The sequence below is a fragment of the Streptomyces sp. NPDC051582 genome, from assembly GCF_040681715.1.
Classification (GTDB): domain Bacteria; phylum Actinomycetota; class Actinomycetes; order Streptomycetales; family Streptomycetaceae; genus Streptomyces.
The window spans coordinates 57,855-79,333 of the sequence record NZ_JBFAZJ010000014.1; the positions used below are offsets into that span (position 1 = coordinate 57,855).

General features: G+C 71.9%; 17 protein-coding genes. 5 read left to right on the plus strand and 12 right to left on the minus strand.

Annotated features, from left to right (window positions below):
- Window positions 1-98: 98 nt before the first annotated feature.
- The 5 genes from AB0M92_RS19770 to AB0M92_RS19790 are packed head-to-tail and all read right to left on the minus strand — an operon-like array spanning window position 99 to window position 4,332.
- Window positions 99-1,529: a cytochrome P450 gene (locus AB0M92_RS19770; protein WP_366103513.1), complete on the minus strand. Its 1,431-nt coding sequence runs from the start codon at window positions 1,527-1,529 to the stop codon at window positions 99-101.
- Window positions 1,526-2,149, minus strand: a complete 624-nt coding sequence (locus AB0M92_RS19775; RefSeq protein WP_366103514.1) for an ATP/GTP-binding protein — start codon at window positions 2,147-2,149, stop codon at window positions 1,526-1,528. Before AB0M92_RS19775 ends, AB0M92_RS19770 begins: the two co-directional genes overlap by 4 nt.
- Window positions 2,130-2,486: a DUF742 domain-containing protein gene (locus tag AB0M92_RS19780; protein WP_366103515.1), complete on the minus strand. Its 357-nt coding sequence runs from the start codon at window positions 2,484-2,486 to the stop codon at window positions 2,130-2,132. Before AB0M92_RS19780 ends, AB0M92_RS19775 begins: the two co-directional genes overlap by 20 nt.
- Window positions 2,483-2,872, minus strand: a complete 390-nt coding sequence (locus AB0M92_RS19785) for a roadblock/LC7 domain-containing protein (RefSeq protein ID WP_048478946.1) — start codon at window positions 2,870-2,872, stop codon at window positions 2,483-2,485. The genes AB0M92_RS19780 and AB0M92_RS19785 overlap by 4 nt, the downstream gene beginning before the upstream one ends.
- 20 nt (window positions 2,873-2,892) lie before the next feature.
- Window positions 2,893-4,332: an ATP-binding protein gene (locus AB0M92_RS19790; protein ID WP_366103516.1), complete on the minus strand. Its 1,440-nt coding sequence runs from the start codon at window positions 4,330-4,332 to the stop codon at window positions 2,893-2,895.
- Window positions 4,333-5,210: 878 nt separating this feature from the next.
- Here AB0M92_RS19790 and AB0M92_RS19795 point away from each other — a divergent pair.
- The gene (locus AB0M92_RS19795) at window positions 5,211-5,750 is read left to right on the plus strand and encodes an EF-hand domain-containing protein (RefSeq protein WP_366103517.1); all 540 of its coding nucleotides are present in this window, start codon (window positions 5,211-5,213) and stop codon (window positions 5,748-5,750) included.
- Window positions 5,751-5,959: 209 nt separating this feature from the next.
- The gene (locus AB0M92_RS19800) at window positions 5,960-7,558 is read left to right on the plus strand and encodes an NAD(P)/FAD-dependent oxidoreductase (protein WP_366103518.1); all 1,599 of its coding nucleotides are present in this window, start codon (window positions 5,960-5,962) and stop codon (window positions 7,556-7,558) included.
- Between the two features lie 153 nt (window positions 7,559-7,711).
- Here the strand turns inward: AB0M92_RS19800 and AB0M92_RS19805 are convergent, their stop codons facing one another.
- Both AB0M92_RS19805 and AB0M92_RS19810 read right to left on the minus strand, forming a co-directional pair.
- On the minus strand, window positions 7,712-8,752 hold the full coding sequence (locus AB0M92_RS19805) for an NAD(P)-dependent alcohol dehydrogenase (RefSeq protein WP_366103519.1): 1,041 nt from the start codon (window positions 8,750-8,752) through the stop codon (window positions 7,712-7,714).
- Window positions 8,753-9,047: 295 nt separating this feature from the next.
- Entirely contained in the window at window positions 9,048-11,612 is a 2,565-nt protein-coding gene (locus tag AB0M92_RS19810; RefSeq protein WP_366103520.1) for a tetratricopeptide repeat protein, read from the minus strand.
- Between the two features lie 182 nt (window positions 11,613-11,794).
- Here AB0M92_RS19810 and AB0M92_RS19815 point away from each other — a divergent pair, with 182 nt between their 5' ends.
- The 3 genes from AB0M92_RS19815 to AB0M92_RS19825 all read left to right on the plus strand — a co-directional run bounded on the left by AB0M92_RS19815 (window position 11,795) and on the right by AB0M92_RS19825 (window position 14,332).
- Complete coding sequence (locus AB0M92_RS19815) at window positions 11,795-11,932, plus strand: hypothetical protein (protein ID WP_366103521.1); 138 nt, start codon at window positions 11,795-11,797, stop codon at window positions 11,930-11,932.
- Window positions 11,933-12,178: 246 nt separating this feature from the next.
- Entirely contained in the window at window positions 12,179-12,796 is a 618-nt protein-coding gene (locus AB0M92_RS19820) for a hypothetical protein (protein WP_366103522.1), read from the plus strand.
- Window positions 12,797-12,880: 84 nt separating this feature from the next.
- On the plus strand, window positions 12,881-14,332 hold the full coding sequence (locus AB0M92_RS19825) for an amidase (protein ID WP_366103523.1): 1,452 nt from the start codon (window positions 12,881-12,883) through the stop codon (window positions 14,330-14,332).
- On the opposite strand, the gene AB0M92_RS19830 is transcribed toward AB0M92_RS19825, so the two are convergent.
- Genes AB0M92_RS19830 through AB0M92_RS19850 form a run of 5 tightly spaced genes read right to left on the minus strand, consistent with a single transcriptional unit; the run spans window position 14,329 to window position 21,443 of the window.
- The gene (locus AB0M92_RS19830; protein WP_366103524.1) at window positions 14,329-15,420 is read right to left on the minus strand and encodes a type IV pilus twitching motility protein PilT; all 1,092 of its coding nucleotides are present in this window, start codon (window positions 15,418-15,420) and stop codon (window positions 14,329-14,331) included. The two genes, AB0M92_RS19825 and AB0M92_RS19830, sit on opposite strands and share 4 nt — an antisense overlap.
- Entirely contained in the window at window positions 15,417-19,283 is a 3,867-nt protein-coding gene (locus tag AB0M92_RS19835; protein ID WP_366103525.1) for a hypothetical protein, read from the minus strand. The genes AB0M92_RS19830 and AB0M92_RS19835 overlap by 4 nt, the downstream gene beginning before the upstream one ends.
- A complete protein-coding gene (locus AB0M92_RS19840) occupies window positions 19,280-19,804 on the minus strand; it encodes a prepilin-type N-terminal cleavage/methylation domain-containing protein (RefSeq protein ID WP_366103526.1) in 525 nt (174 codons plus the stop codon). Before AB0M92_RS19840 ends, AB0M92_RS19835 begins: the two co-directional genes overlap by 4 nt.
- Window positions 19,801-20,235: a type II secretion system protein gene (locus AB0M92_RS19845; protein ID WP_366103528.1), complete on the minus strand. Its 435-nt coding sequence runs from the start codon at window positions 20,233-20,235 to the stop codon at window positions 19,801-19,803. Before AB0M92_RS19845 ends, AB0M92_RS19840 begins: the two co-directional genes overlap by 4 nt.
- The gene (locus tag AB0M92_RS19850) at window positions 20,232-21,443 is read right to left on the minus strand and encodes a type II secretion system F family protein (RefSeq protein ID WP_366103529.1); all 1,212 of its coding nucleotides are present in this window, start codon (window positions 21,441-21,443) and stop codon (window positions 20,232-20,234) included. Before AB0M92_RS19850 ends, AB0M92_RS19845 begins: the two co-directional genes overlap by 4 nt.
- Between the last annotated feature and the right edge of the window lie 36 nt (window positions 21,444-21,479).

Here is a 21,479-nt window from a genome sequence, read left to right on the forward strand (position 1 = left end):
CCGGCAGCCCCCCGGCCGTGACGTCCGCCCCGGCATCCGCCCCGGCCTCGGCGCCGATACGCCGGGACGCCGGGGCGGTCCGGGCCGCTCCGGGCCCGTCACATGCCCAGGAACCGCCTCAGCCGCGCCCGCCACGAGAGACGGGGTACGGAATCCGGCATGCGCGGGGCGATGGGCATGCCGACGGCCGGCGGGGGCGGCGCCGGCAGCGGCGCCGTCAGCAGCTCACGGGCCTCGCGGGGCCGGGCGGCGAACTTCACGGGCAGCGCGGTCAGATGCCGGGCCCAGGTCGAGGAACGCCAGGTGAGCTCGGAGCCGGGAACGGCCAGGCTGATGTCGGGCAACCGGGTGAGCAGGATGTCGATGCCGGTGTCCGCGATGACACGGCCGATGTCCTGGCCGGGGCATTCGTGGGCGCCGGCGCTGAAGGACAGGTGCGCGCGGTTGTGGTGCACGCGGGTCGAGGGATCCCGGCGGACCGTCTGGTCGACGTTGCCGGCGGCCAGGCCGAGCAGCAGCATGTCGCCCGCCTTGATCTCCTGTCCTCCGAGCGTGGTGTCGCCGGTCGCCCAGCGGCCCGGACACACCATCAACGGCGGTTCGTCCCAGAGCACTTGCTCCACCGCCTCGGGCAGGGTCATCTGACCGCCGGCCAGCGACCCGCGGAACCGCGGGTCGGTGACCGCCATCCGCAGCACGTTGGCCATGAGATTGGCGGTGGTCTCATAGCCCGCGAGCAGGATGAGGCGCAGGTGGTGCTGCACCTCCTCGTCGCTGAGACCGGCCGGGTGGGCCATGAGCACGGATGCGATGTCCTGTCCGGGCCGGACGCGCTTGGCGGCGACGAGCTGCTTCAGGGTCTCCAGCACATAGGCGTTGCTGGCGAGCGAGGTCTCGGTGGCCTTGAAGAGGTCCCGGGCGGCGTGGACGAGCTGGGGCGCGTCCTCGTCCGCCATGCCGAGCAGGCGGGTGAGGACGAGCATGGGCAGGGGCTCGGCGAACTCGCCCACCAGCTCCGTCCTGCCGTTCTCGCTGAAATTGTCGATCAACTGGTGTGCGAAGCGGGTGATGTGACGCCGGATGCCGCGCTGGTCGAACTGGTTGAGTCCGGCGGTGACGGCGCCGCGCAGACGCTGGTGCTCCTCGCCGTCCGCGCACACGCAGTCGGGACGCCAGCCGATCATCGGCACGAGCGGCGAGGTCTCGGGGTCGATCTCGCCGCTCCGCCACCCGTGCCAGGTGCGGGGGTCGCGGGAGAACTGGGTGGAGCGGGTGGCCACGTCGCGGTTTTCGAGGTACCCCAGTACGAGCCAGGCGCGTACGTCCCCTTCGAGCAGGACGGGCGCCACCGGCCCGTGTTCGGCTCTCAGCTTCTCGTACAGGGCCATGGGGTCGGTCTCGGCGGCGACGCCGTGGAGCCGGGTCGCTCCCCCGGCGCCGGTGGCGGAGTGGGCGGCGTGGGCCGGGCAGCCCGGGGGCGGCACCAGCCCCGGTTCGGTCGTGCTGCGGTCGGCGGGCGGGACGGTCATGCGGACTCCTGGGCGGCAGCGAGGGTGCACAGGTAGCCCATCAGCGAGAGCAGGGCGTCACGGCATGACGACCGGTCGCGCGCGTCACAGGTGACGATGGGCACGGATTCGTTGAGGTCCAGAGCGGTCCGCAGAACCGACAGCGGGTGCTGCGGGGCCCCGGGGAAGGAGTTGACGGCCACGACGAAGGGGACGCGGCGGTCTTCCAGGCGGGTGATGATCTCGAAGCAGACTTCGATCCTGCGGGTGTCGACGAGGACCACGGCCCCGAGCGCGCCCTCGAAGATGCCGTTCCACAGGAACCAGAAGCGCTCCTGGCCCGGTGTTCCGAAGAGGTAGAGGATCAGCTCCTCGTTGATGCTGATGCGGCCGAAGTCCATGGCGACGGTGGTGGTGTTCTTGCCCTCGGCACCGGGGTTCTGGTCGATCCCGATCCCGGCCTGCGTCATGGTCTCTTCGGTCGTCAGGGGCGAGATCTCGCTCACCGCCCCGACCATCGTCGTCTTGCCGACGCCGAAGCCGCCGACGATCACCACCTTCACTCCCCTGGCGCCGTGCGGCAGCAGCATGTCGGTGCCGCGGGGGCCGGCGGCGGGTACTTCAGAGGTTGCGTAGTCCATGGATCACCGCCTCCAGAAGGCCGAGTTCGGGGACCGCGGCGACAGGGACCGGGGCGATGGCCTCGACCCGCCCGTCCTCGACGAGCTGCGAGAGCAGCGCCGTGAGGACGCTGAACGGCAGCGTGAGATACGCGGATATCTCTGCCACCGACAGCGGGTACTGGCACATGGAGAGGATCGCCGCCTGCTCGGGCTGCATCGCGGGTTCGGGTGCGGACCTCGATGTGATGAGGGTGACCAGGTTGAAGGCCTTGGCCGAGGAACCGGGACCACCGGAGATGACATAAAGCGGAACGGGACTGCCTTCGTCCCAAGCCCCGTGGTGCTCTGACGTCACATCGCCTGCCCGACGTCATCACGAGGGGGGCTTGTCAGGTGCTGGCCGATCCTGAAGACGAGCGTGCGCATGCGGTCGCCCAGCAGCCCCGCGTCCACCTCCTCATCGGCCAGTACCGCCAGGTAGGCCCCGGGTCCGGCCGCCATCAGGGAGAAGTAGCCGCCGTCGACCTCGATCCCGACCATGCGCGTCGAGCCGTCCCCGTGCGGGAACTTCTGCGCGATGGCCCGCGCCAGGCTCTGCATCCCCGAGCAGGCCGCGGCGATCGCGTCGGCGGTGTCGGTCTCCGTGTTCGCTTGACCGATGCACAGACCGTCCGACGAGAGCGCGACGACGTGTCGCACGTAAGGGACGCTGGACGCGAGCTCCTTGAGCATCCAGTCCATGTTGGGCAGTGGCGTCACGGTCACTCATCCTCATCTGATGACTCGGGCTGGATGGAAGGGCCGGTGGCCGATCTCTTCTCACCGTTGAACGCCTCCCACATCAGGCCCGGCTGCCGGGCCGTGCCGGCCGTTCCGGGGGAGACGGTCGGGACCACGGGGGGCTGGGGCGCCGTGCGGACGACCGGTGTCGGGACGGGCGACTCCCGTCGGCGCTGCGGCAGTCCGTTCGTGGTCTGCCTGACCTCGACGGTCTCCCGCGCCACCGTCGGCAGCGGCCGGATCGGAGGGGCTGTGCGCCTCGGCACGAACGGCTGTACCTTCTGGGGCTGTTGCTCGATGGTGGTGATCAGGCGCCGCGGGACGAGCACCACGGCCCGTACTCCTCCGTAGGCGGAGAGGCGCAGATCGACCTCCAGGCCGTTCTCGCGGGCCAGGCGGCTGACGACGGGCAGGCCGAGCTGCGTCGCCTCACCGAGGTCGGCCAGCTCCAGGCTGGAGGCCCCCTGGGCCATCACGCGGTCGATGCGTTGCCGGACCTCTTCGGTGAGTCCCACCCCGCGGTCCTCGATCTCGATGGCGATGCCCGACGGCACCTCGCTCGCGCTCACCTCGACCGGGGTGTGCGGGGGCGAGAAGGTCGTGGCGTTGTCGAGCAGTTCGGCGAGCAGGTGGATCAAGGGCTCGGCTCCCGGACCGATGACGGCGACCTCGGTCACCGACTGCAGCTTCACGCGGGGATAGTCCACGATGCGGGACATGGCGCCGCGCAGGACGTCGTAGAGCGGGATCGCCTTCGACCACTGCCGGCCGGGCCGGGCGTCGCCCAGGACCGCGACGCTGGCCGCGAGGCGCCCGATCAGGGCGTTGCGGTGGTCGATGGCCTGCAGACCGTGGGAGACCACGAGATCCGTGCCGTGCAGGATCTGCATGTCGCGGAGGTCCTTGGCGAGCTGGTGCACGATCGCCTGGACCCGGCGCGCGATGGCCACCAGGGCCCGCTGGGAGGAATCCCGCGTCTGCTCCTCGGCCTCCACCGCCTCCAGGAGCGTCCGCAGGGCCGCCCGGAGGGCTTCCGCGAAGTCGCCGTCGAGATGCTCCCCGAACCTGACGGCCTGCAGGACCTCGGCGGCAGGGTCACCCTTCTTCATGCGGCCGACGGCTGCGGGGAGCAGCTCCTCGGCGAGCCACACCATGGTGGCCCGCTGGTCCGACAGGCGCCCGAACAGTGCTGCCTCGCGTTGCGCGTAGTACTGCTGCACATCGGCGGTCACCCGCGCGTACCGGGCCTGCTCCGCCGCGCGCGCCCGGCGTGCCGTCTCGGCCGAGGTGACGACCGTCAGGACGACCGCGATGAGACCGCACCAGGCAACCGGCGTCCGTATGTGCGCCGGGACGAAGATCAGCGCTATGCCGCAGGCCCCGGCGAGAAGGCCGGGAGGGATGAGCCATGCCGGAGCCATTGCACGTGGCAGGCCTCCAGGGGTTGAACCGGTACGAACCATCGGGGGGTCCCTAAACAGTCTGGAATGAGTGGACTGGGGGTGGGGCGGTGCGGCGGCGGGAGCGGTCGGGAGGTCACCCGGCCGAGCGCGAGTGATGTCACGGGTGCCTCCGACGGGTCGGTTCGAGATCGCATCGGTACTCACGCCTTCCCTGCGGCCGGGCCTGTCCTCCGCGCGTGACACGGCACTCGGTTACTCGCTGTGAGTGCAGCGCAACACGCAGGGGAGAATAGTCAGTTCGGGTACACCATGTGACCTTGCTGGAACGGGAACGTCCGCGTTGACCGACCTGGGCCCGCAATTGATCGATCCCTGTCAGGACGCACACCGCCGACGCATGGAATCGACCGCATCTGGCAGGGCGGCGGCCACGGCTCCCGGCCCCGGACGTCGACCGCCGCCTCCTGCGGGACGTCCACGGCGGAGGCCCGTCGGCGCGGAGGCCGATCCGGCCATGCGCTCTCGTCATCGCGCGGTCGCGAGGCACCCGGGGGCGCCGGCCGGACGGCGCGACGGGGCGGACGCTCCTCGCGGCACCGGCCGGGAGCCGTGCGGCAGCGGTCAACGACCGGCCCCCGCGGTCCCCCCGTTCAAGTGACGCCCGCGAACCTGCGTTGACGACCGCCCCCTCGTCCACGCCCGAGAACCGGCCGGCGCCGACGTACCGCCCGCGGCGGGCCGTGACCGGGGACGGCGGGACGCTGACGACACGGTCCGCCCGCCTTCCCCCCGACACCCGGCCCGAACGACACCTACGTCACGACCTCGGCATGTGGTTTCCTGGACCCGGTCTCGTACCGTAACGAGACGACCACGCAACGTAAGGGGATGGTGTCGTGAGCGTTCTGGACATCAAGTTGGAGCGGGCGTTCGACGTCTTCGACTCGGACCGCGACGGGCGGCTCGTGAAGTCGGACGTCATCGGCCTCTCGGACAAGCTCGCCGAGTCGCTCGGCTGCGCCCCGGACGCCGTGGACGGGCTGCGGAATTCGCTGGCCGACCTGTGGGACACCGTCTTCCACCAGATGGACAAGAACGCCGACGGAGCGGTCGACCGGACGGAGTTCCGGGCGGCGTTCCGGGCGCGGATCGTCACGGACCAGAACCGGATCTGGGAACGGATCAGGAACATGAGCAACGCCTGGACCGAGCTCGGCGACCGCGACGGCGACGGCATGCTGAGCCGCGAGGAGTACACCGACCTGCTGCACGGCATGTTCCGCCTGCCCCGGGAGACCTTCGAAGAGGCCTTCAACCAGCTGGACCTGGACGGCGACGGGCAGTTGAGCCGCGAAGAGATCAGCTCCGCGATGAAGGAGTACTACACGAGCGAGAACTACGCGGCGCGCGGGAACCAGTTCTTCGGCCGCCTCTGAACAGCAGGGGCACGGAGAGGGAACCCCGTGCCCCGCACCCCCTACCGGGGTCGGCCGCGCGCCCGCCCGGCCAACCGGCCGGCCGCCGTGTCGCCCTTTCGACCCGCACCCGCCCGCACCCGCCCGCACCCACAGAACCGCATCGACGCGTGTCACGTCCCTGCTCGTCGACCGCGAGCGGGGACGCGAGACCCACTGGAGGACCCCTGATGGTCAATGCCGCACTGCCGGTCATCGTTCTCTCCGACCCCGATCCGCTCCGCCGGCACGAGACGGCCGCGCTGGTGCAGGGCTGGTACCGGAACTCGTTCCGTGTGCTTCAGGTCGGAGGACCGGCAGAAGTGGTCCGGACGCTGAGGGCGCTGGCCGACCGGAAGGTACCGGTCGCGGCCGTCCTCGCGGACGAGGCCCCCGACTCCGGCGCCGCGCATCCCGGCGTGCGCTGGCTGCCGCTGGCCGGGCCCTCCGGCGCCGTGCCCGGCGCCCGTACCGAGGCAGCCCCGGGCGGCGAGAGCCCGGCCGAGCACCTTCGGGACGCGCTCGACGACTCCCTGTGCACGTGGAGCGCCGACTGCCAGGGGGGTCTGCCCACCGCCGAGGTGCGCGGCAGCCGCTTCTCACCCGCGGCGTACGCGGTGCGCGACTTCCTCGGACGCAGCGGCGTGCTCTTCCGGTGGCTGCCCGAAGAGGACGTGCGGGAGGCCCCGGTGACCGTACGGCTGGGCGACGGAACCGAGATGGTGGACCCTTCGATCAGTGCGCTGGCCGAGCGGCTCGGCCTCATCCGGCCGGCCGGGCAGGACCACTACGACGTCGCGGTGATCGGCGGCGGTCCCGGCGGCCTGTCCGCGGCGGTGTACGCCGCCGCCGAGGGCATGAGCGTGGTGGTGATCGAAGACGACGCGCCCGGCGGGCAGGCGGGCACGACGTCGCGGATCGAGAACTACCTCGGATTCCCCGTCGGGCTCACGGGCGCCGATCTGGCCCAGCGCGCCCTGCAGCAGGCGCAGCGGGCCCGCGTCGAGTGGCAGCCCACGCGGGTGGCCGGCCGGGTGACCCCGACCGGCACCGGCGGCCACACCGTCGACTTCGTCAAGGCCGGCACCGACGAGTCGGCGTCGGTGAGCGCGGCCGCCGTGGTGGTCGCCACGGGCGTGGACTGGAACCGCCTGACCGCCCCCGGCGTCGATCGCCTCCTCAACTCCGGCGTGTACTACGGGTCGTGCCTGTCCGACGCACCCTCGACCGCCGGGGAGGACGTGTACATGGTCGGCGCGGGCAACTCCGCCGGCCAGGCCGCCCTCTACTTCGCGCGCTACGCCCGCTCCGTCACGCTGCTCGTCCGCGGCGGCGACCTCGGCGCTTCCATGTCGAACTACCTGGTGCAGCGGATCGAGCGCACCCCGGGCCTCCAGGTCCTGCTGGGCACGGAAGTGGCGGAGTGCCTCGGCGGGTCGACACTCACCGGGCTCACGCTGCGGGACCGCCAGGGCGGGGAGCGCACGGTTGCCGCGCACTGCCTGTACGTCCTGATCGGCGGCCGCCCGTCGACCAAGTGGCTCGGCGACACGCTCCAGCTCGACGACCGCGGCTACGTCCTGACCGGCAGCGGTGGAGCCGCCCCGGACGCGCTGCCGATGGAGACCAGCCTGCCCGGGGTGTTCGCCGTGGGCGACGTACGCTCCGGTTCCGTCAAGCGGGTCGGCGCCGCGGTGGGCGAAGGCGCTGCGGTGGCCCAGTCGTTGGTCGAGTACCGGCGGCGGCACCCCGAGCGCTTCCAGGACGCACGCGTGTCCTGCGGGTTCTGACCACGGACCTCGGGCCGGCCGTCACCGTCCGCCCGCCCGCCCGCGCGGCGACGGCCGGCCCGAGCGGGTGGGATCCGCCCCGCCGTTCGGCGGTCGGCGGTCGGCGGTCGGCGGTCGGCGGTCGGCGGTCGGCGGTCGGCGGTCGGCGGTCGTTCAGATGGTGGCGGTGTCGATGACGAAGCGGTAGCGGACGTCGCTGGCGAGGACCCGCTCGTAGGCTTCGTTGATCTCGTCCGCCCGGATCATCTCGATCTCCGCCGCCACCCCGTGCTCGGCGCAGAAGTCCAGCATCTCCTGGGTCTCGGCGATGCCGCCGATCCCCGAACTGCTCATGCTCCGCCGGAGGCCGAACAACGACTGCAGGTCGATCCCCACCGTCTCTTCCGGCATGCCGAGGTTGACCATGGCCCCGTCCGTGCGCAGCAGCGAGAAGTACGCACCGAAGTCGAGCGGCGCGGAGACGGTGTTGAGGATGAGGTCGAGACTGCCGGCGAGGTCCGTGAACGTGGCGGGATCGCTGGTGGCGTGGTACTGGTCGGCCCCCAGCCGCATGCCGTCGTCCTTCTTGCGCAGGCTCTGGGAGAGCACGGTGACGTCGGCCCCCAGCGCGTGTGCGAGTTTCACGCCCATGTGGCCGAGCCCTCCGAGCCCCACGACGGCGACCGACTTGCCGGGGCCGGCGTTCCAGTGCCGCAGCGGCGAGTACGTGGTGATGCCCGCGCACAGCAGGGGGGCGGCGGCGTCCAGCGGCAGGGCGTCGGGGACGCGCACCACGTAGTTCTCGTCGACGACGACCTTCTGCGAGTAGCCGCCGTACGTGGGGCGTCCGTCCTTGCCGACGGCGTTGTAGGTCCAGACCGGGCCGTCGCTGCAGTACTGCTCCAGCCCTGCGCGGCAGTTCACGCACACGCGGCAGGAGTCGACCATGCAGCCGACGCCGACCCGGTCGCCGACCGCGTACTTCGTCACGCCGGAACCGGCTTCGGCCACGACGCCGGCGATCTCGTGCCCGGGGACCATCGGGAAGATCGCCTTGCCCCAGCCCTCGCGGACCTGGTGGATGTCGGAGTGGCAGATGCCGACGAAGGCGATGTCGATCAGTACGTCCTTCTCCCCGACGGCGCGGCGATCGACGGTCGTGCGCTCCAGGGGAGCCTTGGCGGCGGGTGCGGCATAGGCGGCAACGGTGGTCATCGGAGTGCGTCCCCTTTCCCAGGGCTGTCCAGGGTCTGATTCAGCGCGGTCTTCTCTCCCCCCTCATTGTCGATGCCCGGCCCATCCATGTCTTCCGCGCAGCGGCCTCTGCGGGGATGACACTCGCGTACCCGCAGGTCAGAGACGGGGATCCGCAGGGACGGCCCGAGCGGGCGAGAGCATCCGCACACCACGGTCGGTGACGCGAACAGTGCGAGGTGTGATCGCGGACGTCAGCGGCGACCGGGGCGGCCGCGCGGCAGGTGGCCGAGTGGTCGCCGTGGCCTCCGGCGCGTCATCCGTCCGTACGCGGGTGGCCGGTGCCCACGTGCTTGCTCACGTCGGACGCGTAGGTCAGGGCTCGCTGTTCGTCCTCCCGGGCACCGCAGTCCTGGAACAGGGCGGCGGCTTCGGTGAGCGCGGTGGCGGCCTCTTCCGGGCGGTCCAGGCGGGCCAGCACCGTGCCGAGGTTCCCCCGTGCTTCCGCTTCGCGGTGCGGGTCGGCCGTCTCCCGGAAGGCGCTCGCGGCGGACACGTACGCGCGCCCGGCGTCCTCCAGGGCGCCGGCTGCCTGCAAGGTCAGGCCCAGCGCGAGGAGTGACTGGCCCTCGCCGTGCCGGTCTCCGGACCGGCGGCAGAATTCCACGTCCTTGCCGTGGGCGGCGACGGCCTCCTCGAAACGGCCCGCACGGCCCAGGGCCGACCCCAGGTTGGTCAGGGCAGCGGCTTCCAGTCGGCCGTCACCCGTCTCCGCGAACATCCGTACGGCCGCGGTGTGGGCGGCGACGGCTTCCTCGTGCCGGCCCAGTCCCTGCAGGGCGAGGCCGAGGTTGTTCAGGGTCTGGGCCTCGGCATGGCGGTCGCCCGTGCCGGCGAAGATCTCGCGCGCCTGGTCGTGAACGTTCGCCGCGCCCATGAACCGCTTAGCTCCCCGGAGGGCGAGACCGAGGTTGTTCAGCGCCGTGGCCCGGCCGTGCCGGTCACCCGTCTTCTCGGACATCGCGAGGCCCTGCCGGTGGGCGGCGATGGCCTCCTGGAACCGGCGCGTCTCCCCGAACATGAGCCCGAGGTTGTTCAGGGCCTTTCCCTCCCCACGGCCGTGCCCGGCTGCGTGGAACAGCTCGGCGGCCCGGGTGCACAGGGCGATCGCGTCGTCGAAGTGCCTGCGATCGCTGAGGTAGGGGGCGAGGCGAAGTCCCAGGCCGACGCCCGCCGGATGCGACCGTGCCTGCGGGCACAGGGCGGCCGCCACCAGGTTCGGGTGTTCGCCGTCGAGCCATCGGAGTGCGGCGGGACGGTCCGGGAAGCGGCGGGCGCGGTCCGCTCCCGCTCCGTGACGCAGGTGCGTGAGCGCCGCCGTGGCGGTGGTGAGGTAGCAGTCCAGCAGCCGGGCCACCGCGCCTTCACGTCCGTCGGCCTCGGCCAGCGCACGTCCGTGGTCATCCGCGAACAGTCGCACCAGGTCGTGCATCGACCAACGGTCGCCGCCCGATTGACGCACCAGGTGCGCGGAGGCGAGGCGGCTCAGGGACCGGCGGGCGTCGGGCCGTCCGATCAGCGCGGCGGCCGCGGCGGTGGAGACGTCCGGTCCGGGGGCCGCGGCCAGCAGGCGGAACGCCCGCGCCTGGTCATCGCCGAGGTGCCGGTAGGAGAGCTCGAAGGCGGCCCGGACCGCCAGCGGGCGCCCCTGCTCGTCGACGTCGTCGTACTCCAGCACGTCCAGCCGGGTACGGGCGTCGGCGAGTTCGTCGGCCTGGTCCTCCAGGGCCCGGCTCCGCTCGTCGCACAGCAGCCGGGCGATGATCATCAGTGCCAGGGGCAGGCATCCGCACAGATCGGCAAGCCGCCGTGCCGCCTCGGGGTGAGTGGCGACCCGGTCGTCCCGGGCACCGCCTGCGGTCAGTGAGCGCTCCAGGACGGTGACCGCCTCGGCGGGGGTGAGCGGACTCAGCCGGACGCCCCGGGCGGGCAGACCCGACAGGCTCCTGCGGGAAGTGACCAGGGCCTTGTGCGGCGGCGGAGGCAGCAGTGCGGCGATGCGTCCCGTCGTCCGTACGTTGTCCAGAACGAGGAGGAGCGGCCGCTTCCGCCGCGCCAGATCGTGCAGCATCGCGCGCCAGGCGTCCAGTCGCTCCTCCGCTGTCGCGGGTACGTCCTTGGGCCGGCCGCTCAGGAGGGCGAGGAACCGGCCCGCGAGCGCCCCCGTCTCCAGCTCACCGTCCGGACTGTATCCGCGTACATCGGCGAAGAGGATGCCTCCCGGGAACCACCCGCGCCGCTTCGCCACATGCGCCGCCTCCAGGACGAGTGCGGTCTTGCCGACGCCGCCCATCCCCTCGACGGCGGACACCACGACCACGGACTCGCCCTCCGCCTGCGACCGAGTCCGCTCCTGCCCCTGCTCCTGCTCAGGCCCGCCGGTCGAGGTGTCCTCGGCCGGATCCAGCCAGTCCCGGATCTCCCGCAGGGGTTCGGCCCGGCCGGTGAGCCCGGCGGTCAGCGGAAGGGGCAGGTTCACCGGACCCTCCATCCGTCTCGCCGCGGCGGAGGTACGGGGCCGGCCGCCCCGGGGGTGCTCCTCCCGCGCGGCGGACAACAGGCGCTTCCAGCAGGCCGCCTCACGACGGGGCGGACGGTGTCCCTGCCGGGCCGCCTCGCGTTCCAGCTCCGCCACCAGGCGCAGCCAGACGTCGTCCATCGTCTTGGCCGGCACGGCCGAGCGAGAGAGCCAGGCGTAGAGCGTGGTCTTACCGATGTGCAGACGGGACGCCAGCTTCAGCGGAGAGGGCTCCCCGGCGGCCACGTGCAACTCCTGGATCAGATTCCAGAGTTCGTTCGAATGCCGACCTGCGACTCCCACCGACCCTCCCCCCGGGTTCCGGCGAAGCGCGGTCCGGGAAAAGTCCGGACGCGCCTCCTCACCAGGCTAGTCATCCCCCGCCGCGGCCGCGGCAGTTCGCCGGAAACCCCCGGGAAGCGCCTTCATGGCCCTGTCGTCCGGTGGCGCCCAGCCGTCGGACCCACTCACTGGAGGCACCCGTCATGGCGAGCAGCGGATCCGCGGACCGGCCGACCACCGACCGCCTCAAGAACGTCCTGGCCCTCGTCGGCCGCCTCGCCGCCGGAGCGGCATCGGGGGCGGCGCGCTCGTTGTGCGACTGGCTGCTCGGCGACCGGTGACGGTCCGCCACCTCCGCGCGGCCGACTCCCGGGCGCCACCGGGTGCCCGTGGGCGGCCACCGTCAGCCGGAGGGCAAGACTCCCGTTTGTCCTCATTCAGCGGTTCAGGTCAGCCAAGGACGACTACAGGCCATCGTGCTCGAAGCTTCCGGCCGCACGGACGAAGACACCTCACGCTGGAACGGACTCCCGCCCCTTCCGGGCCGGGACATCGCGATCGGGACACACCGGGGGAAGGGGAACACCGTGGGGGTGCGTACACGGCTGCGAGGCGGCTCCGTCGTGCTGGGGAGTGCGGTGCTGGCGGTCGCAGTGGCATCGGGCCCCGCCATGGGCGCCGACCAGTGGCGGCCGAGGCCGGGGACCCTGTTCCTGTCCGATCTGCCCAAGACCGAGTCCTGGCGCGGCGCTCAGGTCGCCCGGGGCTGGGGGGACGCGTACGACTGTCTGGCGGGCTGGCCCGCGCAGCAGCCCGGGATCAACGTATGGAACCGGGACTTCACCACCGCGGAGACCGCGTTCGCCCAGCAGAAGGTGGTGGCCTTCGCCACGGAGGCGGAGGCCATCGCGTTCGCGGACGCGGCCCGGAAGAACTACACCGCCTGCGCGAACGGCCCGCAGGCTCCCGGGATCACCGCGACCGCCTTCGACCACGGCGTGGTGGACGTGGAGGAGGGCGCCACCCTCCAGGGGATGCACACCGTCAACGCGAACCTCCCGGAGCGCCCCGACTTCAACTACCTGTGGGGCGTGGGCCGCGACGGGGACACGGTCACCCTGGTCCTGTGGTCGAGCTACTGGGGCGAGCCGCCCGTGACCGCCTGGAAGACGACCCTGCGGACCGCGGTGAACAAGCTGTACTGAAAACCTGACGGACTTCGATCCGTCCTCCCGGCCCCGCGGCCCAGCGCCTCGTGGACCTTCCCGGGGGCCGCTACGGTCGGATCCATGGACTGGAGCTTTCGGACGGCCGAAGAACTCATGGCCGCACTGCGTGCCGGCGAGGTGACCTCGGCGGAGCTGACCGACGAGGCGATCGCCCGTATCGAGCGGGACGACAAGGCGGTCAACGCGATCTGCGTGCCGGACTTCGAGCGGGCCCGGGCCACCGCGCGCGGCGCCGACCGGGCGCGCGCCCGCGGCGAGGACCGGCCGCTGCTGGGCATTCCGGTGACGGTCAAGGAGTCCTACGACATCGCCGGACTGCCCACGACCTGGGGCATGCCGCCGTACCGCGACCACGTGCCCGCCCAGGACGCGGTGCAGGTGTCGCGGATCAAGGCCGCGGGCGCGGTGGTGCTCGGCAAGACGAACGTCCCCCTGGGGCTCCAGGACGTACAGAGCTTCAACGACATCTACGGCACCACCAACAACCCGTGGGATCACGGTCGCACGCCGGGCGGCTCCTCCGGGGGATCGGCGGCGGCCCTGGCGTCCGGGTTCGGCGCGCTCTCCCTCGGCTCCGACATCGGCGGTTCCTTGCGCACCCCCGCCCACTTCTGCGGTGTCTACGCGCACAAGCCGACACTCGGGCTGGCGGCGCGCCGCGGGATGACCCCGCCCGACGCGCCGGCGTTGCCGGCCGACTCCGACCTCGCCGTCGTCGGGCCGATGGCGCGCACGGCCCGCGACCTGACGCTCCTGCTCGACGTCATGGCCGGACCGGACCCGCTGACGTACGGAGTGGCGCACCAGGTGGCGCTGCCGCCGGCGCGTCACGAACGGCTCCGCGATTTCCGGGTCCTGGTCCTCGACGAGCATCCGCTCATTCCCACCGGGGCCGCCGTGCGGGCGGCCGTGAACCGGGTGGCCGACGCGCTGGCCGACGGCGGCGCCCGCGTCGAGCGGCACAGTCCGCTGCTGCCCGATCCGACCGAAGCGGCGCTGATCTACACGCAGTTGCTGTTCTCGGGCTCCGCCATGCGCTTCCCCGACGAGGCGTACGAGCAGCTGCGCACCCTCGCCGCCGCGCTGGGCCCGGACGACCGGAGCCTCGACGCGGCGCGGCTGCGCGGCCTGGTGCTCAGCCACCGCGACTGGATCGGGGCGAACGACCGCCGCGAGGTGCACCGTCACGGCTGGCGGCAGCTCTTCGCGGACTTCGACGCCCTGGTGTGCCCCGTCACGCCCACTCCGGCATTCCCGCACGACCAAGACCCTGACCTGAGGGGACGCCGTCTCGACATCGACGGCGTCGGCCACCCGTACTTGGACCAGCTCGTCTGGGCCGGTCTGGCCACCATGCCCGGACTGCCCGCGACCGCGGTACCGGCGGGCCGCTCCCCCGAGGGTCTGCCGGTGGGAGTACAGATCCTCGGTCCGATGTTCGAGGACCGCACCCCGCTGCGGCTGGCCGAACTCCTGGAGGAAGCGATCGGCGGCTTCGAGGCACCGGCCTAGGCCCGCTGGATGTCCTCCGGGTGGGCCGTGTTCAGTACGGCCTCCTCGTAGGCGATGGCGCCTGCCGCGACGAGGGCGTTGATGCCGGTCTCAAGGGTCTGCATGCCGTCCCGGTGACCGGTCGAGATCATGTTGCGGATCTGGCGGCTCTTGCCCTCGCGGATCAGGTTGCGGATCGCCGGCGTGCCCACCAGCACCTCGAAGGCGGCCACCCGGCCCCCGCCGATCCGGGGGATGAGCGTCTGGTTGAGGATGCCGACCAGGGTGTGCGCCAGTTGCAGCCGGATCTGCGGTTGTTGCGCGGCCGGGAACACGTCGACGATGCGGTCCAGCGTCTGCGACGTGTCGTTGGTGTGCAGGGTGGCGAACACCAGGTGCCCGGTCTCGGCGATGGTCAGGGCCGCGGAGATGCTCTCCGGGTCGCGCATCTCGCCGAGGAGCAGGACGTCGGGATCCTCGCGCAGGGCCGCGCGCAGCGCGGCGGGGAACGAGTCGGTGTCGGTGCCGACCTCGCGCTGGCTGACCGCCGAGCGCTTGTGCTGGTGCAGGTATTCGATCGGGTCCTCGATGGTGAGGATGTGCACCGACCGGTACGTGTTGACGTGGTCGAGGAGCGCCGCCAGGCTCGTCGACTTCCCCGACCCGGTCGGCCCGGTGACCAGCACGAACCCGCGAGGCATGCCCGCCCACCCGATGACGACGGGGGGAAGCCCGAGCTGCTCGGACGACGGCACGTCGAACGGGATGATCCGCAGCGCCAGCGCCGACGCGCCGCGCTGCACGAAGGCGTTCCCGCGCAGCCTGGCCTTCTCCCCCCAGCTGAACGCGAAATCCACCTGCTTCTCCCGGCGGAACCGGTCCGTGAGTTCCCTGCCCAGCACCCCGGTCACGAGGCGATCGACCTCAGGCTCGCTCAGCGCGGCCCCCTCGACCGGTCGCAGGGCGCCGTCGACGCGGAGGAACGGCGCCGATCCGGCGGTGAGCAGCAGGTCGCTGCCGCCCCGCTCCCACAGCTCACCGAGTAGGTGCTCGATGGTCGCGGAACCCGACCCGGACAGGGCGGCCTCCGGGGTGGCGTGCTCGCTCATGGCAGGACCTTCCACTGCTTTACGGTGCCGGCGTGGCCGTCGAAGGACACGGCGGCCTGGACGAGCGGGCCGGACAGCAGGGCGATCCCGATGCCGCCGAGGTGTTCGGTCGCGCCGCCGCTCCCGGCGGTGACGGTGTGGGTCACGGTGAGACCCGCCAGCTGGGAGGCCGCGGTCAGGCCGCACGGTGCCAGGTCGACCTGGTCGGTCACCGGGCCGCCTGAGCCGAGACGGACCGGGACGGTCAGTGAGTTGACGCCGGTGCAGGTGCTGCCGGTGAAGTCCACCGACATCTTCACCGACTGCACCTCGCCGTCCTCGTGGTGCGCCATCTGCAGGACGGCGTGGTCGAGCGGTGCGGTCGCAACCGGTGCCGGTGCCGGTGCCGGCTGGGCGTAGCCGCCGAACGTGAGGGACGCCCGGCCACCGCCGGGGACGACGGCGTCCGTGACGTCGACGGGTGCGCCGGGAGCCCGGGGCGTGAACCCGGTCATCGCGGTGACCGACGCCGGTTTCGCGACCACGGACGGGTAGGTCGTGAACAGCACCGGCTCCGGTGGGATTCCGATCACCGGGCGGAGGTATGCGGTGGTCGGGCTGATGCCGAGAGCGATCGTCCGGGCGATGATGCCGCGGGTGACGACCTGCGATCCGACCTGGCTCATCGACAGGTCGACGGCAGCGGTCGGCGCGTAGACGGTGCCGTTGATCACCAGGCGGCTGTGAGCGGTGGCCGTGTCGGCGTCGTCGGTCGACTTCAGCACCGCGCAGCGGTTGCCCTCGGTGAGGCATCCGGACAGGGCCCTGATGGACGGTGCCCGGAACACGATGTCGAGCTCGACGCCGTCGAGCCGGGCGACGGCGCCGGTACTGCCGCCTCCCAGCATCGCCGCATGGTCGACGGCGAGCTTGGACAACTGGTCCGCCTTGCTGACCCCGCAGGCTCCGAGGTCGACCACGTCGACACCGAGTGCACCTTCATGGGCGGTCAGGGCGTGGTTCGCGTCGCAGGCGGTACCGGTGCCGGAGACGGTCAGTGCGGTCGTGGGCGGCTTGGCCGGCGAGGGCGGTGCCGGGGTGGTGTCGTCGTCCTGGTGCGATACGCGCAGCACGGCCTTGTCGATCACCGCCCCGGCAGGCAGGGGTGGCGTCGCGAACCCGCCCAGCCGGATCGACGCAGACGGGGTGGCCGCGGCGAGCGTCGCGGTCGAGGGGGTGGTGTCGATCGCCCCCGCGTTCGCCGGGTTGAGGAACGCCGCGGCGGTGGGCGCCGCGGTGCTGACCATTTTGGTGGGCCGTACCGAGATCGGAGCCCGGTAGGCCAGTTCCAGGGTGACGCCGTCCAGCTGATCGGTGGCGGCGGTGCTTGCGGCGCCGAGGGTGGCGGTGTAGGTCACGACCAGGCCGGCCAGCTGGGAAGGATCGGTCAGCCCGCAGGTGGCGACCAGGTCCAGGGTGTCGGTGGCCAGGGCGTCCTGGCGCGCGGCGAGCTTCTGCGAAGTGGTGCAGGAGCGGGGCATGCCGGGCCCGGACAGGGTGACCGCGGCCGTCGGCGGCGTTCCTCCGGTGGCCCCGGGATCGTCGCGGTGCGCGACGTGCAGCAGGGCTGCGTCCAGGACCGAGCCGGACGGCACCGCGGGGGTGTCGTAACCGCCGAGGACGATGGTGGCGCTCGGCCTGGTGCCCGGGTCGAGTGTGGCGCGGGCCGTGTCGGCGCCGTCGATCGCCTGGGCGTTGGTCGGTGAGACGAACGTCGTCGACTGCGCGCTCATCGCCGGCCGGGGCGGTGGTGGGTCGTAGACGACTTCGAGCCACACGCCGTCCAGGAAATGGGCGCCCGTGGTGCCGCCCGCGTTCAGTCCGGCGGCGTAGGTCGCGGTCAGGCCGGTCAGCTGTGCGGGGTCGGTGATGCCGCAGGCCTTCAGGTCGACGCGGTCCTCGCCCGGGCCGGCCCGCACGGTGAGCCGTTGGCCGTTGCAACGGCCACCGCCGCCCGCGGTGGTGACGTCGATTCCGGGCGCCGCCGCGTCACCGGTCTCCTGATGGGCCACCCGCAGCACGGCGGAGCCGATCGTCGACCCCGGCGGCAAGGGCAGCTGGACGAACCCGGCCAGGGTGATCGACGCTGACGGGGCTGCCTTGGTCAGATCGGCGCCGGCCACCGCCGGTCCCGGCTGTTCACCGATCTCCAGGGCGTTGCCGGGGTCGGTGCCGGTGGCGGTGAACCCGCTCGATGCGGTCACGGCGGTCGGCTTGAACGTGGTCGGCGTGCGGTAGGCGACCTCCAGCCAGATGCCGTCCAGGCGTTCGGTGGCGGTGGTTCCGTCGGGGTCCAGGGTGGCGGCGTAGGTCACCGTCAGGCCGGTGAGCCGCGCCGGGTCCGCGAGCCCGCACGCGCCCAGCAGGTCGATCGGGGGATCCTCGGCGAGCGCCGTGTGCCGGGTCAGGTTGTCGGTGCGGCAGGTTTCCGCGCCGACGGCGGTGGTGACCGTCACCGCGCCGGGGGCGGTCAGATCTCCGCCGTCCCCGTGCCTGATGCGCAGCGTCGCGCCGGTGATGAGCGAGCCGGGCGGCACCTGCGGGGTGAAGCCGGCGAACTGCATCGAGGCCGACCGACGCTTGGTCGGTTCAAGGACGGCGTCGGCCGTGCAGCCCGCGGTGTCCGTTGGCTGCGGACATCCGGGCAGGGTCGGCCGTTCGCCACTGGTCAGGGCATGGCCCGGGTTGGCGAAGCCGGTGTTCGTGACCACCGCTGTCGGCTTCAGCGTGTGTGACGGCTTCGGCGGCCGGACCCCGTACACCGCCACCTGCTGCCCGGCCGGGGTCACCGGGGCGCACAGTTCGACGTGTCCGCGGTTGACCTGGAGTTGGCTGCCGCCGCCCATCATGACCTCGACGCCCTCGGGCCGCGTCTTATCGCAACCGCCCTGGTCGGGGATGGTCGGGCGGGTGCGGGCCCCGGGATCCCAGCCTGCCTGCGTGCCGCCGACCACGCTGACCGAGGGGTCGTCGACCGTCCAGACGGCCGTGCCGCCGGTGAAGGTGAAGTCGAAGTAGTAGATGCCCGGCTGTAGCCACACGACGGCGCCCGGGCATTCGCCACCCGTGAGGCGGGTGAGGGCGCGGGCGTCGTCGTAGTAACCGGGCTGCAGCCGCACCAGCCAGGAAGCGGGGGCGGGGCACGCGGGCACGCTCCGCCGGACCGGGACGGCCGTGGCGGGCGGGGTGTGGTCCGGGTCGCCGCCCACGGCCTCGTCGGCGGGAGCCGACGGGGTGTCGTCGGCGCAGTCGTGCACGTACGGCGCCTGGGTCGGGGCCAGCCGGGTCTGCGACACGGCACGCGAGCAGTCACCGACGGCGGACACGTCGCCCGACACCACCATCGAGGCACCGGCTCCGGTGGTGACGTTGGAGTGGGAGAACACGCTGCCCTGCACGCGCAGGCCGCGCGTGGTCACGTTGATGCCGTCCTGCGGCGCCTTGCCCAGGCTGCGCAGTGCGTCCGGCGGTTGGGTGGCGCGCGCGGTCGCGGGAGACGCGTTGAGGGGGTCGCAGTGGACGATCATCTGCCGGCCGTTGATCGGCGGGGCGGTGTAGGGGGCGCACGGGTTGCCCTGCGAGAAGTTCTTGATCGCGAGCTGCGTGGCACCGTCCGCGCTGTAGCCCCGCCTGCCCTGGTCGACGTACACGCCCGCGGCCTTCAGTCCTGTGCCGACGAAGGACAGGAGCGACACGGTGACCAGGCTGAAAACGAGGACGAAGGCCAGCGCGAGGATCAGGGTCCCGCCCTCTTCGTCGTCGCGCAGGCGGCGCGGACTCAAGTGGCGCGGATTCGGGTGGCGCGGATTCGGGTGGCCGGTCATGACGGGCTCGATCGTCGGACGGCGGTGAGGGCCGTCGGGGGCGCGGCGGGGTCGCTCTGCACGGTCAGCGTTACCTCCATGGGCGGGGTGCACGAGGTCTCGGCACCGCAGCTCAGAGTCACCGGATGGGTGGATGTGGCGTGGTCGAACCGGCCCAGCAGCGTGGTGACGACGCCTGCGTCCGTGCACTTCACGCGGTTGAGGGCGCCGGTCGGCCGGTCGTAGGTGTAGACGACGTCGGCGCCGGGCCGGCTCAGGTGGACGATCACGTCGGCAACGCCGCATGCGGGGTCGGTCGTCACCCTGTCCGCACTCTGCACGTCGCCGTAGAAGTAGCGGCCCAGCGTGCCCAACGCGCTGGTGGCGGCCACTCGTTTCTCGGTGCCCGCCGTGAAGCGCAGTCCGAGGATGATGGCCTTGGGCAGCAGTATCGCGATGACGCCCAGGATGACGATCGTGACCAGCAGCTCGGTCAGGGTGAACCCCGACTCCGAACGCCCGGGCGGCCGTTGCCTCGTCATGACGGCATCGACTCCCGCTTGACCACTTCGAGCGTGGCGTCCTTGACGGGGTGCGGGCCGGTCGAACGCACGGTGAGCGTCACCTTCTGGACTCCGGTGTCGGCCGTCGGGCAGGACCGCCCGAAAGTCCCCGCCCCGTCCCAGTACTCGATCGTGACGGTCACGGTGTACCCGGCGGGCGGCGCCGGAGTCTCGTAACCGTCGGCGCAGGACGCGTACGGGGCGCTGACGACCTTCTCGGCGGCACTGCGGATGACCGAGTCGGCGCCGGTCACCTTCTGCTGTGCGACCGAGCCGATGATCGCGGTGCCGATGCCCCCGAGGACGGTGACGAAGGCAACGCCCATGAGCACGACGGCGACGAGGACCTCCACCAGGGTCTCGCCCTCTTCGCCGCGGCGGCCCCGCGGGCGGCGTGCCAGGTCGGTCATTGGACGTCGACCTGGTTGTAGACGCCGTAGATCGCCGAGATGAGGGCGACGGCCACGAACCCCACGACGACCCCGACCATGATCACCACGGTCGGCTCGAACAGGCTGGTCAGCCGCTTGAGTTTGTGCTGCAGTTCCTTCTCGTAGAATTCCGACACGTTGTCGAGCTGGTCGTCGAGGGTTCCGGTCTCCTCCCCCACGCGCATCATCTGGGTGACCGCCCCGGGGAACAGCCCGGTGCGGGCGATCGGCCGGGAGATGCCGCCGCCTTCGAGCATCTGCGTCCGGGCCGTCCCTATGGACCGCTCGTACACCCGGTTGTTGGCGCCCGCGCCGGCCAGGCTGAGTGCCTCCGGGATGGGCACGCCGGCCTTGATCATCGAGGTCAGGATGCGGCAGAACCGTTCGATGACCATGAAGCGGACCACGTCGCCGACCACCGGCATCGCCAGCAGGAAGCGGTCGCGCAGTACCCGCCCCCGCTCGGTCCGCAAAGCGGCGAGCAGTGCCGCGACGAGCACGAGGAGCGCGCCGACGATGATCGGATACCAGGCCGCGACGAAGTCGGTGAAGCCCAGCAGGATCCTGGTCGGCAGCGGCAGTTGCGCGTGGAAGGAGTCGAAGAACAGCTTGAAGCGGGGCAGCACGAAGATGACGAGGACGAGGACGACCGCGAGGGCCAGACCCATCACCAGGCTCGGATAGGTCAGGGCGGAGCGGATGCTGCGCCGGCCCTCGACGTCGCGCTCGATGTAGCGGGCCAGCTGGGCCATCACGACGTCGAGCTCACCGGTGGCCTCTGCCGAGCGCAGGACGGACATGTAGAACGGCGGGAGCGCCGCGCCGTGGGCGGACATCGCGACGGCGAAGCTCTCGCCGAACCGCAGCGAATCCATGACGTCGACGAGCACCTTGCCGAGCTTCTTGTCCTTGGTCTCGGCGCGGATGATCTCCAGGGCGTCCAGGATGGGCACTCCGGCCTTGATGAAGGCGGCCATCTGGCGGGAGAAGTTGCTCAGCTCCACCAGGTTCACCTTCTCCGCGGTGAGTTCGAGCTGCAGCAGGTTGCGGCCCGCGGCCTTGACCGACTGCACGTCGTAGCCCTGCCGGGTCAGGCTGTCGGTCACGCCGTCGACACTGGAGCCCGTGAGCACGCCGGTGGCCCGTTTCCCGTCCGGGCCGAGCGCGACGTACTTGAAGGTGGCCATGCCGGTGCCCTCCCGGTTTCCGGTGTCAGAGGTTCG

Coding starts and splice junctions, on each gene's coding strand:
- AB0M92_RS19770 (WP_366103513.1), bottom strand. CDS start 1,529: ATGACCGTCCCGCCCGCCGACCGCAGCACGACCGAACCGGGGCTGGTG.
- AB0M92_RS19775 (WP_366103514.1), bottom strand. CDS start 2,149: ATGGACTACGCAACCTCTGAAGTACCCGCCGCCGGCCCCCGCGGCACC.
- AB0M92_RS19785 (WP_048478946.1), bottom strand. CDS start 2,872: ATGGACTGGATGCTCAAGGAGCTCGCGTCCAGCGTCCCTTACGTGCGA.
- AB0M92_RS19790 (WP_366103516.1), bottom strand. CDS start 4,332: ATGGCTCCGGCATGGCTCATCCCTCCCGGCCTTCTCGCCGGGGCCTGC.
- AB0M92_RS19800 (WP_366103518.1), top strand. CDS start 5,960: ATGGTCAATGCCGCACTGCCGGTCATCGTTCTCTCCGACCCCGATCCG.
- AB0M92_RS19805 (WP_366103519.1), bottom strand. CDS start 8,752: ATGACCACCGTTGCCGCCTATGCCGCACCCGCCGCCAAGGCTCCCCTG.
- AB0M92_RS19815 (WP_366103521.1), top strand. CDS start 11,795: ATGGCGAGCAGCGGATCCGCGGACCGGCCGACCACCGACCGCCTCAAG.
- AB0M92_RS19825 (WP_366103523.1), top strand. CDS start 12,881: ATGGACTGGAGCTTTCGGACGGCCGAAGAACTCATGGCCGCACTGCGT.
- AB0M92_RS19830 (WP_366103524.1), bottom strand. CDS start 15,420: ATGAGCGAGCACGCCACCCCGGAGGCCGCCCTGTCCGGGTCGGGTTCC.
- AB0M92_RS19835 (WP_366103525.1), bottom strand. CDS start 19,283: ATGACCGGCCACCCGAATCCGCGCCACCCGAATCCGCGCCACTTGAGT.
- AB0M92_RS19840 (WP_366103526.1), bottom strand. CDS start 19,804: ATGACGAGGCAACGGCCGCCCGGGCGTTCGGAGTCGGGGTTCACCCTG.
- AB0M92_RS19845 (WP_366103528.1), bottom strand. CDS start 20,235: ATGACCGACCTGGCACGCCGCCCGCGGGGCCGCCGCGGCGAAGAGGGC.
- AB0M92_RS19850 (WP_366103529.1), bottom strand. CDS start 21,443: ATGGCCACCTTCAAGTACGTCGCGCTCGGCCCGGACGGGAAACGGGCC.